This window comes from Bacillus sp. FSL K6-0923 (assembly GCF_038630825.1).
Taxonomy (GTDB): domain Bacteria; phylum Bacillota; class Bacilli; order Bacillales; family Bacillaceae; genus Bacillus; species Bacillus pumilus.
Genome location: NZ_CP152044.1, coordinates 37,533 through 50,747, shown reverse-complemented (window position 1 = coordinate 50,747; position 13,215 = coordinate 37,533). Strand labels below are relative to the sequence as shown.

At 40.5% G+C, this 13,215-nt stretch carries 16 protein-coding genes and 1 rRNA gene; 1 reads left to right on the top strand and 16 read right to left on the bottom strand.

Features of this window, described 5'->3' with window-relative positions:
- Nucleotides 1-50: 50 nt before the first annotated feature.
- Both MHI16_RS00265 and metG read right to left on the bottom strand, forming a co-directional pair.
- On the bottom strand, nt 51-818 hold the full coding sequence (locus MHI16_RS00265) for a TatD family hydrolase (protein WP_268467826.1): 768 nt from the start codon (nt 816-818) through the stop codon (nt 51-53).
- Between the two features lie 81 nt (nt 819-899).
- Nucleotides 900-2,900 carry a methionine--tRNA ligase gene (gene metG / locus MHI16_RS00260; protein ID WP_058015832.1) on the bottom strand — a complete coding sequence of 667 codons (2,001 nt, stop codon included), beginning with the start codon at nt 2,898-2,900 and terminating at the stop codon, nt 900-902.
- A 518-nt stretch (nt 2,901-3,418) separates the two neighbouring features.
- Here metG and MHI16_RS00255 point away from each other — a divergent pair.
- Nucleotides 3,419-3,709, top strand: coding sequence for an AbrB/MazE/SpoVT family DNA-binding domain-containing protein (locus MHI16_RS00255; protein WP_087975202.1), 291 nt, complete (start codon nt 3,419-3,421; stop codon nt 3,707-3,709).
- A gap of 45 nt (nt 3,710-3,754) precedes the next feature.
- Here MHI16_RS00255 and rsmI read toward each other — a convergent pair whose 3' ends face one another.
- From rsmI to rrf, 14 genes are all read right to left on the bottom strand, one after another.
- On the bottom strand, nt 3,755-4,633 hold the full coding sequence (rsmI, locus tag MHI16_RS00250; RefSeq protein WP_268467823.1) for a 16S rRNA (cytidine(1402)-2'-O)-methyltransferase: 879 nt from the start codon (nt 4,631-4,633) through the stop codon (nt 3,755-3,757).
- The gene (locus tag MHI16_RS00245; RefSeq protein ID WP_003217970.1) at nt 4,611-4,907 is read right to left on the bottom strand and encodes a GIY-YIG nuclease family protein; all 297 of its coding nucleotides are present in this window, start codon (nt 4,905-4,907) and stop codon (nt 4,611-4,613) included. The genes rsmI and MHI16_RS00245 overlap by 23 nt, the downstream gene beginning before the upstream one ends.
- Nucleotides 4,894-5,637 carry a tRNA1(Val) (adenine(37)-N6)-methyltransferase gene (locus MHI16_RS00240; protein ID WP_044140390.1) on the bottom strand — a complete coding sequence of 248 codons (744 nt, stop codon included), beginning with the start codon at nt 5,635-5,637 and terminating at the stop codon, nt 4,894-4,896. Before MHI16_RS00240 ends, MHI16_RS00245 begins: the two co-directional genes overlap by 14 nt.
- Before the next feature lie 55 nt (nt 5,638-5,692).
- Nucleotides 5,693-6,046, bottom strand: coding sequence for a DNA replication initiation control protein YabA (gene yabA, locus MHI16_RS00235; protein WP_003217957.1), 354 nt, complete (start codon nt 6,044-6,046; stop codon nt 5,693-5,695).
- Between the two features lie 14 nt (nt 6,047-6,060).
- Entirely contained in the window at nt 6,061-6,888 is an 828-nt protein-coding gene (locus MHI16_RS00230; RefSeq protein ID WP_003217932.1) for a stage 0 sporulation family protein, read from the bottom strand.
- A 2-nt stretch (nt 6,889-6,890) separates the two neighbouring features.
- Nucleotides 6,891-7,880 carry a DNA polymerase III subunit delta' gene (holB, locus tag MHI16_RS00225; protein WP_058015828.1) on the bottom strand — a complete coding sequence of 330 codons (990 nt, stop codon included), beginning with the start codon at nt 7,878-7,880 and terminating at the stop codon, nt 6,891-6,893.
- Nucleotides 7,881-7,891: 11 nt separating this feature from the next.
- Nucleotides 7,892-8,332 (bottom strand): DUF327 family protein, encoded by a 441-nt coding sequence (locus MHI16_RS00220; protein WP_058015827.1) that lies wholly within the window; start codon nt 8,330-8,332, stop codon nt 7,892-7,894.
- Nucleotides 8,333-8,344: 12 nt separating this feature from the next.
- Entirely contained in the window at nt 8,345-8,674 is a 330-nt protein-coding gene (locus tag MHI16_RS00215; protein WP_012008640.1) for a cyclic-di-AMP receptor, read from the bottom strand.
- Between the two features lie 79 nt (nt 8,675-8,753).
- The gene (tmk, locus tag MHI16_RS00210; protein ID WP_058015826.1) at nt 8,754-9,392 is read right to left on the bottom strand and encodes a dTMP kinase; all 639 of its coding nucleotides are present in this window, start codon (nt 9,390-9,392) and stop codon (nt 8,754-8,756) included.
- Nucleotides 9,389-10,798 (bottom strand): aminotransferase class I/II-fold pyridoxal phosphate-dependent enzyme, encoded by a 1,410-nt coding sequence (locus tag MHI16_RS00205; RefSeq protein ID WP_061406480.1) that lies wholly within the window; start codon nt 10,796-10,798, stop codon nt 9,389-9,391. The genes tmk and MHI16_RS00205 overlap by 4 nt, the downstream gene beginning before the upstream one ends.
- 77 nt (nt 10,799-10,875) lie before the next feature.
- Nucleotides 10,876-11,922 carry a toxic anion resistance protein gene (locus tag MHI16_RS00200; protein WP_061406477.1) on the bottom strand — a complete coding sequence of 349 codons (1,047 nt, stop codon included), beginning with the start codon at nt 11,920-11,922 and terminating at the stop codon, nt 10,876-10,878.
- Nucleotides 11,923-11,942: 20 nt separating this feature from the next.
- On the bottom strand, nt 11,943-12,557 hold the full coding sequence (locus MHI16_RS00195) for a 5-bromo-4-chloroindolyl phosphate hydrolysis family protein (RefSeq protein WP_003217944.1): 615 nt from the start codon (nt 12,555-12,557) through the stop codon (nt 11,943-11,945).
- Between the two features lie 128 nt (nt 12,558-12,685).
- Nucleotides 12,686-12,877, bottom strand: a complete 192-nt coding sequence (locus MHI16_RS00190; protein WP_058015823.1) for a sigma factor G inhibitor Gin — start codon at nt 12,875-12,877, stop codon at nt 12,686-12,688.
- Between the two features lie 171 nt (nt 12,878-13,048).
- A 5S ribosomal RNA gene (gene rrf, locus MHI16_RS00185) occupies nt 13,049-13,164 on the bottom strand.
- Nucleotides 13,165-13,215 lie beyond the last annotated feature (51 nt).

The following is a 13,215-nucleotide window of genomic DNA, read 5'->3' as shown; positions in this document are numbered from 1 at the left end:
TTATGTTTCACAAATGGACAAGCTTAAACAAGGATTGACATCATATACTGTCAGTTTATACCGAAAACTTTTTTTGCATTTTTTGTGGTCAATTCAGCAAGCTCTTCAAAGCTTATTTCTCGTAACTCCGCAATCTGTTCTGCGATATATTTCACATAACTCGGCTCGTTACGTTTCCCTCTAAATGGCGCTGGCGTTAAGTATGGGCAGTCTGTTTCAATTAAAAGCCGGTCACTTGGTATGTCCTTAACAACTTCCTTCGGTTTTTTTGCATTTTTAAAAGTCACGGGTCCACCGAATGAAATATAAAAGTTCATATCCATACACGCTTTTGCGATTTCTAGGCTGCCAGTAAAGCAATGCATAATCCCACCAACTTCAGCCGCTCCCTCTTCCTTTAAGGTCGTCACGACATCTTCCGTTGCGTCACGATTATGAATAATGATCGGAAGATTCACTTCCTTCGCAAGAGCAATTTGACGTCTAAAGACTTCTTTTTGCACATCTTTAGGCGACTTGTCCCAATAGTAATCCAGACCCATTTCTCCAATTGCAACGACTTTTTCATGTTGAGATAATTCTTTGATCCACAGCAAATCCTCATCTGTCATATCAATGGCATCGACTGGGTGCCAGCCAACGGCTGCATAGATGAAATCATACTCTTCAATTAATTCCATTGCTCTCGTAATTGTCGGGCGATCAAACCCTACCACCACGATTTTTTCGACTTTTTCACTCTTTGCTCTTTCGATCACCTGCTCTAAGTCTTCATTATATTGTTCCGCATTTAAGTGGGCATGTGTATCAAATAACATCGTTGATTGCTCCTTTCGACAATTCTTCCAAAAAACAAAAGGTGTTCGACGAAATGTTACACGTGGAACACCTTTGTTGATTTATAAAATTTTTGTTCCATTTGCTAGAGATTGATCCACTTCAAGAACCTGCAATTTCCCGCCAGTTTCTCCAGTTAAAATCATTCCCTGGGAAATTTCCCCTCTGAGTTTAACTGGTGTGAGATTCGCTACACAGACGAGCTTCTTCCCTACTAATTCCTCAGGTTGATAATGCTTGGCTATCCCTGAAACAATTTGTCTCTTTTCAAATCCAAAATCAAGCTGCAACTTTAGGAGACGATCTGCTTTTTTCACTGGGGCTGCTTCCAGCACCTGTGCAACTCGAAGATCAACTTTTGAGAAATCATCAAATGCAATTTCTGCTCCCAGCTCAGGTAATTCTGTTTCTTCTATTTCTATTTTCTCTTCTTCTATCTTTGGTGCACTTCCCTGCATTTTCTCTTTAATATATGCTACTTCTTCTTCAACCTCTAAACGCGGGAACAAAGGCTCTCCTTTTTGTACCGTCGCTTGTTGAATCGCACCGAAAGATAGAATGCTATCCCAGCTTTTAAGCTTCTCTTCTTCAATGCCAAGCTGGAAGAAGATTTTCTCAGGTGTTTTCGTTAGGAAAGGCGTTAAGAGCACTGCTGTGATGCGCAATGATTCTGCTAAATGATACATAACAGAATGCAGCTCTTTTCGTTTTGTTTCGTCCTTTGCCAGCACCCATGGAGCTGTCTGATCAATGTATTTATTGGTTCTGCTGATTAATGTCCAAACATTTGAGAGAGCCACCGAGAATTCAAGGTTTTCCATCGCTTCTTCATAGGCTTTGACTGTTTGCTCAGCTACTGCTTTAAGCTCCTCATCAAACTCATTAACTGGACCCTTATAGCTGCTTAATGTCCCGTCAAAATATTTTTGTACCATCGCAACTGTACGGTTAAGCAAGTTACCTAAATCATTGGCAAGATCATAGTTTACACGTTCCACGAATCCTTCTGGTGTAAACACACCATCCGCACCAAATGGTACTTCACGAAGGAGGTAATAACGAAGGGCATCAAGACCGTAGCGATCAATTAATGTGACCGGATCTACTACGTTCCCTTTTGATTTAGACATCTTGCCATCTTTCATCAACAGCCAGCCGTGTGCGAAAATTTGTTTCGGCAGCGGCAGATCAAGTGCCATCAGCATAATTGGCCAATAAATCGTATGGAAACGAACAATTTCTTTCCCTACGAGATGCACGTTGGCAGGCCAATATTTTTTATATTTTTCATCCTGATCTGTTCCGTAACCAATCGCAGTTAAATAGTTGAACAACGCATCAATCCATACATAAATGACGTGCTTTGGATTGTTTGGAACTTTAATTCCCCAATCAAAGGTTGTTCTTGATACAGCCAGATCCTCTAAACCTGGTTTAATGAAGTTATTGATCATTTCATTCTTTCTTGATTCAGGCTGAATGAACGTTGGATTCTTTTCGTAATAGTCTAGTAAACGATCCGCATACTTACTCATACGGAAGAAATATGATTCCTCTTTAATTAATTCAACAGGATGTCCGCTGTCAGGGCTTTTCCCGCCAGTGACTTCTCCCTTTTCATTCCGCTCAACATCCACAAGCTGTGTTTCCGTATAGAATGTCTCATCCGGAATACTGTACCAGCCTTCATATTGATCTAAATAAATATCGCCTTGATCAAGCAGCTTTTGAAATACTTGCTCAATGATTTTCGTATGTCTTTTTTCTGTTGTACGGATGAAATCATCATTGGAAATGTCGAGTTTCTTCCATAGTGATTGAATGTCTGCTACGACCGGATCTAAATACTCGATCGGCGTGATGTTTTGTTCTTCAGCTTTTTGCTGAATTTTTTGTCCGTGCTCATCAGTACCCGTTAAATACATCACATCATAGCCTTGAAGACGTTTATAACGAGCCATAGCATCCCCTGCTACTGTCGTATAAGCATGTCCAATATGTAATTTTCCGCTCGGATAGTAAATAGGTGTTGTCAGATAGAACGTTTTTTTCTTTTCCGGCATGTTGGAACCTCCTGCGTGTGTAAATGTCAAAAACTCCCGCCCAATGGACGAGAGCGGTTATTATCATTACATGAAAATGTGTTAGATCCATTTATTAAATTTTGCACTTGTGCTTTCTCTATGATACCATCTTAGCCTTTAAGATCAAGCATATATACATAGAACAAGATGAAATGATCGAAAAAGATGAGTTTTTCGAAAAAAACGACAAACCTGTCGACATTTTGTCGAATATTGGCGTAAGAAATCTATTTCCAGATTTACAATTGTCTAATTTAGGGCAAAAGTCTTGTTAATCTGAACTCGTCATTTCTCATATTTTCATAGAAAAAAACCGCAAAATCCTTATAAACCAGTAGTTTCAAGGTCTTTTGACTTTAAGAGTCATTTTTTACAAACAATAGTAAACAAAATGATTGACGATTTATGGAAACCTTGTTATGCTATGAATGTAAGGAATTTGTCGAATAATGACGAAGATAATATTATATTAAGAATAAGAACTCTTTGGGAGGAGAATGAAGATGAAATCTACAGGTATTGTACGTAAAGTTGACGAATTAGGACGCGTGGTGATTCCAATCGAACTTCGCCGTACTCTAGGAATCGCTGAAAAAGACGCTTTGGAAATTTATGTTGATGATGAAAAAATTATCCTAAAAAAATATAAACCAAACATGACTTGCCAAGTTACAGGTGAAGTATCAGACGATAACCTTAAACTTGCTAATGGTAAATTAGTTCTTAGCCGTGAAGGTGCAGAGCAAATCATTAACGAAATCCAAAACCAACTTCAATCACAAAAATAAGTTTGATATAAAAAAGGTTCTTGCACCGTTTGCAAGAACCTTTCTTTATTGTTCAATATGATAAGCATCGTATATGGTGCGTTTTGGTACACCACGTTCGACGGCTGTACGCTTAATGGCTTCCTTCGACGTTAATCCTTGTTCTATGTAATGGATCACGTGTTCTTTTTCTGATAAGGGCTTCCACCAGGCTTCTTCATTTAGCTCTTCTTCATCTTGATCGTTCCCTTGTACGACAAGACAGAATTCACCTCGGATTTGATTCTCTGCCGCCCATGTCAGCACAGACTCTAAATCTCCACGAACAAACTCTTCAAATTTTTTCGTCAGTTCTCTCGTAATGGCAATTTTCCGGTTGCCCCACACTTCCTTCATCAAAGTCAGCGTTTCTTTTAACCGATGGGGCGCTTCATAGAAAATGATTGTTTCTTGACGCTTCTTCAAAGTTTCAAGCTGTTTTTTCTTTTCTTTTTTTTGTCGGTCGAGAAATCCATAAAAGAAAAATGGCTGCGGTGTAATCCCTGATGCAATGAGTGCTGTAAGTGCAGCATTTGCTCCAGGTAATGGAACGACATAACCGCCGATATTCGTAAAGTCTCGGACCACTTCAGCACCTGGATCAGAAATTGTCGGTAAACCAGCATCGCTCACGAGTGCGATGTTTTTTCCTTCTTTTAACCATTCGATCAACTTGTGACCGCTGCTGTCTTTGTTATGCTCATGATAACTCGTTAATGGCGTATCAATTTCATAAACATGGCAGAGTTTTTTCGTTTGTCTTGTATCCTCTGCGGCAATATAGTCTACATCTTTTAATGTTTGTATGGCTCGAAACGTCATATCTTCTAAATTGCCAATTGGGGTTGGGACGAGATATAGAATGCCCATATCTGATTGACCATCAAAGCTTTTCTGTGTTTTCATGTGCCGCCTCCTTTTCAATACGCATTTCTTCTATATAAAGATCTTTCTTTTTCCGTGTCCACGTTTTGAAACGATATTCTTGCTGCATGGCTTCTCTTTTGGTTGCAAAACATTCATGATAATACAGTTCAACAGGCCGTCTGGCTCTTGTATACTTTGCTCCCTTTCCACTATTGTGGGTCGTCAGTCTTTTTTGTAAATCATTTGTATAACCTGCATATAGACTGCCGTCTGCACATTTCAACACATAGAAATAATGATTATGCTTCTCCATACAGTATCGTCCTGATTTCCTCAGTATACTCTTGATCATCTCCATAAACAAAAAGAGGCGGGAGAATTTTCAGATCTGGTTTTCCATCTTTTATCCCCTCTACTAAGATGGTATTGGCTTCTTTCCCCTGTTTGGGATAAACAAATTGAATTCGTTTTGGCTCAATTCGGTACTTCTTCATCAATTCCACAATCTCAAGCAGTCGTCCCGGCCGATGAACCATCGCCAGCTTCCCTCCTTGCTTCAGCAGCGTGGAAGAAACACGAATGACATCTTCTAATGTACAATGGATTTCATGCCGAGCAATGGCCAAGTATTCATTCTCATTGATTTCTTCTTTAGAAGGCGTCTTAAAATATGGTGGATTACATGTGATGACATCTACTTTGTGATTGCCGTAGCGTGCTGGCATATCATTTAGATCACCATGAATCAGTTCTATCTGCTTTTCAAGTTGATTATACGCCACACTTCTTTTTGCCATATCAAACAACCGTTCTTGAATTTCGACCCCAGTAATGGAGGCCTTAGATCGAGTCGAAAGCAGCAATGGCACAATGCCATTTCCCGTGCAAAGATCAATGATCTCTCCTTTTTGGATGGGCACATACGCAAATTTTGCTAATAACACTGCGTCCAATGAAAAGGCGAAAACCGTTTTACTTTGAATAATTTTCATATCTTCGGCGAGCAAATAATCTAATCGTTCATCTTCTCTTAACGAAACCATGATGTATCCTTTCTTTTCCTGTGAAAAAGGCTTCCGATTCAGCGGAAGCCTTTTCTCATTTTTTATTTAAAAATGACAGACAGAACAAACAGTCCCCCTCTTTACGTATGCTCCCATAATGTACATTGCAAATATGGAAGCCCTCCTGATATAACCGAGCCAGGTTATCATGACCTTCTCCTATATCAGAATGACCTGGTTTCTGAGCAGAATCATTCTCTGTCTCAGACGATTTGTCCCGATCGGACTGATCCAGACGTTCACGCAAGTGCTGATTCTCCATCTGAAGCTGATGATTTTCTTCAATCACTTCACCGATATGATTTTTCAAATCACCTAACTGGCGATAAAGAGAACCGATTTGTTCTTCTAAATTGATCACCGTATCAAATAGTTCCTTTTTATCCAAGGTGGCACACCTCGTTACTCAGTTGTTTGTGCAGATACAACGCCTTCTTGTAATAATTCTTCCCAAGTATATTCTACCACTTTTTCTTGCCCGGTTAATTCAACTTGCAAAATTCGTTCTAAAATGTTGAGCCCTACTACCTTTGCAGAGCCACTAGATGTCTGAATCGTTTCACCGATATCCGGCAATTGTTCTTTCGCTGTTTCATACTCATCATTCTCATATTTCAAGCAGCACATCAAACGACCGCAAAGCCCTGAAATCTTTGTGGGATTTAGCGACAAGTTTTGATCTTTTGCCATCTTAATGGATACTGGTTCAAAATCTCCTAAGAATGTCGAACAGCAAAGCATTCTCCCGCAAGGTCCTATGCCACCCAGCATTTTTGCCTCGTCTCTTACACCAATCTGGCGAAGTTCAATTCTCGTTTTGAAGATCGATGCAAGATCCTTCACTAGCTCACGGAAATCTACTCTTCCATCCGCTGTGAAGTAGAAAATGACCTTATTTCGGTCAAATGTAAATTCAACATCAACCAGCTTCATTTCAAGACCGTGTTCACTTACCTTCTGAAGACATGTATCAAAGGCTGTCATCGCTGCTTCTTTGTTTTCCTCAACGATGAGCCGGTCTCGTTCGTCTGCTACACGAATTACCTTACGCAGAGGAAGAACGACATCGTGTTCATCTACTTTTTTATTAGCGATGACCACTTGTCCGTACTCAACCCCTCTGACCGTCTCTACAATGACACAACTATCATTTTCTATATGAAATCCATTAGGATCGAAATAATAGATTTTGCCCGCTTTTTTAAAGCGAACACCAATTACGTTGTACAAGCTTATCCCTCCTGCAACATCAACACCAATTGCTCCATCAGCCCTTGGGCATTCACGTTGGATTGAAGTCTTTTTTTCGCTTCTAATACAGCAAGGATCTGGTTCGTCACCATCTGCTGTGTGGAATGCAGCGCGTGCTGCTTCATTGTCTGGAATAAGTCTTGATAAATGACTTTATCTTCATTTCCTATTTGAATCGACAATACATCACGATATATAAATAAAAGCATATCCAGACCTGTTTCTTGAAGGTCTTTCTCTTTGAAAAAAGGCATCCATTGATCCTGTATATAAAAAAATGCATGTTCTTTTCGCTGGTGTAAGACTTCATACAATTTTATCACTTTCGCTCTAGACTCTGCAAACTGATCATTTCGACTTAATTCGAGTGCTTCTGCTAAATTGTTGGTTAAATTCGACAAAAGCCTTGCAAGATGCTGAGGTACGCCTTCTTGTAATAGCTGCTGCTCCAAGGATTGTGGCTGCAGCGGCTGAAAACTGAGCATCTGACATCTTGAAATAATCGTATCCAGCATTTTATGCGATTGCTCCGTGATTAAAATTGCCATCGTTTCCCGGTTAGGCTCCTCTAGGAACTTCAATAAACTGTTCGCGGCATTGACCGTCATTTTGTCCGCATGAAGAATGATATACATTTTTCGGTGAGATTCCACACCTGCTTTTGTAAATTCCTCTTGCAATGCCTGTACTTGCGCTTTCTTAATTGATTGACCATCAGGCTGCACGAGATGTAAATCGGGATGGTTTCCTGATTCAATCCTCTTGCAGTTTTGACAGGATTCACACGGTTTCACTCCTGATTTCAAGCAAAAAAAGCTCTTTGCCAAAAGCATCGCAGCATCCTGCTTACCGGTACCTTTTTTTCCTTCAAATAAGTAAGCATGCGCAAGTCGGTCTTTATCAATACTATTAAAAATCAGCCGCATGACGCGCGGCTGCAAATCATTCATGTCATCCCAGCTAATTGCCATGTTATCACTCTCTATGTGTAAAGGTTAATCAATAAACCTTTTATTTCTCCAATACGTTCAAGCAAATCAATAGATGGCTTCTCTTGGTCCATCATATCCTCTGTTAATTCAATCAGCTTTTCATCTAATGCTTTGACTAAAGCGAGTGTACGCGTGTTGCCATAAATGTCAAAGCTTCTTGATGTTTCTATATTTAATCCATTATCGACTGTCTCTTTCACAAAGCGCTTCACAAGACCTTTAAACCTAGCCAAGTCCTTTAAGTTTCGTGACTTTGTCAGCTTTTTACCGAACACTTCGATATCACTTAGCATAACCGTCAGCTGCTCTAAGCGCATTTTGCCGCTTTGCGTCTCCATCGATGCTTTAAAGGAGGCAGATGTTTGGCTTCCTTTAATGCCTTGGAGTTCACGCTTTTCTAAAAGCAGCCGCATATCTTGATTAATTTTCACAGCAACCCATCCTTAGAATTGATGAAATTGTTCAACTGGCAGAATAAAGACAGTAGCTCCACCAACTTCAACCTCAACAGGGTATGGTACATATGAATCTGCGTTACCACCCATTGGAGATACAGGTGCAATCATTTGATCACGTTTACGGCAATTTTCTTTTATAAGCTGTAACGCTTTATCCACTCGGACATCATCACAACCAATGATAAAAGTCGTGTTTCCAGACTTTAAAAACCCACCAGTTGAAGCTAATTTTGTCACGCCGAATTGATGTTCAGTCAATATTTTCAACAACTTGCTGCTATCTTGGTCCTGTACAACGGCAACAATTAATTTCATTTGATTGGCCTCCTTTGTTTTAGGCACAGGTGACATGCCGATGTCTTCCTCTATATTATAACAACGATTGGGAATGAGGTCATATTTGATTTTTCTTTAATGTGTCCTGAATCACTCGAAGTACTTCTTCATAAACATCCTGCATCGGCTGAGAAGCATCCACAACGCGGAATCGTTCTGGTGATTGCGCAATAAGCAGTTCATAGCCTTCTCTAACCAACTGGTGGAAATTCAGCGTCTCCATGTCTAATCGGTTCTTTTCTCTTCCTTGATTGGCGTGAATTCGCTTTAGCCCTTCCTCAGGTGTAATGGAAAAGTAAATCGTCATTTGCGGCATCGTGCCATCAATAGCAAAGTCGTTAATTGATCTGACTTGGTCAATGCCCAGTCCTCTCGCATAGCCTTGATAAGCAAGAGAGCTATCAACAAAACGATCACATAAGACAGTCTCTCCGCGCTGCAATGCCGGTTCTACCTTTTCAGCCAAATGCTGCCTTCTTGCTGCTGCATACAGCAATGCCTCTGTTTTCGCATCCATTTTTGTATTTTTTTCATTTAAAATAACTTCACGGATCTGCTCAGCAATGTCAATGCCGCCCGGCTCGCGTGTCGCCATCACTGCATATCCTTGACGTTCCATTTCTTCGTACACTTTTCGTATCACTGTCGTTTTTCCGGCGCCCTCTGGCCCTTCAAACGTAATAAACATACCGCTCATAGTGTCTCCTCTTCTATATAAACATATAATTTTCTCTGATGAATGACCTGACTTGCTTGAATATGAACCTCGTGACCAAGCAAACGGCTTAACGCCTCAATTTGTTCTATTTCAATGCGCTCTCCCTTAATCATCAAAGGAATACCAGGTGGATAGGGAATAATGGATTCTGCACTCACCCGGCCTGCTGCTTGTTCAAATGGGACAGCCTCTATGTCTTGATTTAGTATATCAGTCTCAATAGATACCGTTTCATTTTGGATATGTTTTTTCCCTTTGAGCAATGAATCACTTTGCTTAAGAGCCTGCTCGATCCGCTTGAAAGGAACGTTTTTCCTCTGTTCTAAGCTAAGTACAAGTAAAACTTGATGTTCGTCCGCAAGCTCTGGATGAACATCCACTGATTCAAGCACCTGTTTTAGTTCGTAACCAGTCAGTCCTTTTGTTGATCGAATGACGCATTTTAAAGGATCGGAATATAGCGAGTCAGGTTCTACCACTTCAAGATAGGTCAAACGGCTGAACTGATCTTTCAGCTCTGTCAGTTCTTTCATAATGACATCCAATGTCGCTTTTCCTTTGATCTCCTCAACATAAGCTCTTGCCACATCTAATGAGGCCATAATTGGATAAGAGGGCGAACTACTTTGAAGCATCGTCAGCAAGGTTTTCAATCGCTTCGCATCGATTCGATCCCCTTGAAGATGAAGATAGGAACCCATCGTCATTGCTGGAAGGGTTTTATGTGCTGATTGTACCACCACGTCCGCTCCATAGGAAAGAGCCGATGGAGGAAAGCCGCCGCCTAATACAAAATGAGCACCATGTGCCTCATCAACCAAAACAACCATACCTGCTTCATGACACATGTGAATTAGCTTTGATAAATCAGCTGCATGTCCGTAGTAATTCGGATAAGTCAAAACGATTACCCGGCAATGAGGATGTCTTGCTATGGCTTTTCTCACTGTATCATCCGTCACATGTGTTGGAACGTGCAAGTGTGCGTCTATCTCAGCGTCTATCAAAATAGGCGTTGCCCCTGCCAGCTCGATCGCATGGAAGACAGACTTATGGCAATTACGCTGGACAAAAATCTCGTCTCCCGTGCGGCATGCTGTCATCACCATCGCCAAATTTCCGACTGTTGTGCCATTCACAAGGAAGAAGCTTTGATCTGAACCATATAGCTTAGTCAATAAATGTTCTGCCTCTTGGATGACCCCTGTCGGATGATGAAGATCATCAAGACCTTCAAGCTCCGTCACATCCAGTTGAAGGATGGAAGCATAGTAAGACCGTGCCTCATCAAAAAAGACATCTCCATTGTGATGTCCTGGAACGTGAAAAGAATAAGGTTTCTTTTCCGCATGCTGTGCTAATGCTGTATATAAAGGTGTTCTCAAACAAATCGACCCTTTTCACTTTAACGATATCTTAATTCTATTATAACGTTCAAACAAGTGAACCGAAAGATGGTTTCTCATTCCTTTATTGGATTCGCCAACTGCTGCTCTGCCTCATACATACTGCTTTTCAATTGAGCTCGCTCTTGGCTTCCATGTTCTTTCACCTGTAACGTTTCCTGTAATGTTTCAGCTAATTGATGTTGAACCTTTTTCAACGTATCTATAGGGGCTAAAGATGCCTCTTCAAGAATCTGCCCCTGCTGTTTCGATACATTTTCATATGTTTTTTCGATTCGGTTCTTAAGAGCTGAATTGGCCCGCTGCTGAATATGCGTTAATGCAATCGACATTTGGTTGATCCATAGAGGAATAGATGCTGAAACAGTTGATTGAATGTGATTGGCCAATGTATGATTCGTATGCTGGATCATCCGAATTTGAGCATTACATTGCAATGCAATTTGCCGGCTTAACAGCAAATCATACTTTCGTTCCTTTAGTCTCTCCACATACTCTTCTTCATTGACTTCTTGACTCATCAATTGCTCCTCTATTGTCCGTTGCGTTTCTGCAAGAGGCTGCTGCTCTATCGTTGACATTTTCGCTTCAACCGCGGCAACCTGCATCGTCATCTCTTGAAAATAAGTTTGATTTTCTTCAAATAAACGCTCTAATAACATATGGTCCGAGATTAATACGCCTCTTGCATAACGAAGCCTTGCTGACAATCTCTCGATCTGTGATTTTGCATGTTGAAAACGTGATATGATCTCCTGAGTAGATCGCTTATCTCGTTGAAACCATTTCAAAAAAATGCCCTGTTTCTTTGGCACTAAATCCTCAGGCTCCACTACATGCAACTGCTGCAAAAAGGCCTCCAGCACGTCTCCTATTTGATCGATATCTTTTTTCTCAACATATTTCATCATCTGTTGTGATTGTTCCAATAGTCGTTCCTGCACACGTGTACCATAGAAAAGGAGCTTTTGCGGGTTGTCAGGGATCTGCTGAGCTCGCTGCACGGCTTCTTTTTTTTCTTCATCAGATAAGGTATCAAACACCCGAAACTGAAGATCTGTATTGGAGGTAGGCGGTGTTATGGCGTGATCTTCCGGTTTCATCGAGTGTTGACTCCTTTCATCTATTTCTTCATCATTTTATCAGCTACTTCAAGCTCAATATGAAGAGCTTCTATATCTCTTCCTAACACTTGCTGCAAATCATTCGTCAATTGCTTTTGCAGCTCTGTCAATGTCACTCGGGTTTGGCTCAATGTCATTTCCAGCTCATGACTACGATTAGGTTGATTATATAAGAGTGCATATTTCTCAGTTAGTTCAACGACAGAATCCAAGCTTTCAAAATAAAAACGCTGTGCATCATAAAATCGATTAGGCTCTTTTTTTGTTATTGTATAGATTCGTCGTGCAAGCCGAAAAACTTCATAATTATGTTTGATTGTTTGTACGTTTTTCACAGCAAATAAAGCTTTTTTTAAACGCACAAGCTTTTGCCCTGCTTCTTTTAAATGCTGTTTGATATATACATAATCACTACGAGACAGTCCGTGTTTCTTTAAAAACAATTGGAAAGCAGTCCATCTGCTCCCTACAAACATCACACCCCACCCAATCATCGCATACAGTATCGATAATCCAGCATGATGATGGAAAACCCCTATACTGACGGTTAAAATCACAAGCGAAAAAAAAGTAGAGAGGATGGCCCATATAAATGTATAAAAGATTGATTTCATGTTTATCGACTCCTATGAATAATCAGGCTCTCTGTTTATCTTATTATGAATTACGGATGATGTCCAAACTAAGTTCCAAAAAACAAGCCCAATCCTTCATAGCTCATAAAAAAAGACCATCTAGTGGTCTATGAATACAAAGGCGGCGTATGAAGATTTTTGAGCTTTCTCACATAATCGGAATAGCTAGGATCCGAGGTCGATGTAGAAATTAACTTTCGCTCACAGTCTCGGCACAAAAACTGATGATATAAATAAATTCCCTTTGTCTTGTTCTCTTCACAAATCAAACAAATCGCTTCTCGCTCTTTTTTGTCCATTGTGACACCTCCACTTATAGCTTCAGTATGCCCTAGCGCTTTCAATTGTATACAAAATTAAGAATGTTTTAGATGGTAGTTTAGTATATGTATCCATGTCAGATCGGGTGTTTGTTCCTTTTCTTAAAAAACAAAAAAGACCAGTTCCTAATGGAACTGATCCTTAGACAAGCTTGGCGGCGTCCTACTCTCACAGGGGGAGACCCCCAACTACCATCGGCGCTGAAGAGCTTAACTTCCGTGTTCGGTATGGGAACGGGTGTGACCTCTTCGCTATCGCCACCAAACCTGATGGAGAGAATGTTCTCTCAAAACTAGATAACAATGTTCAAACTTCA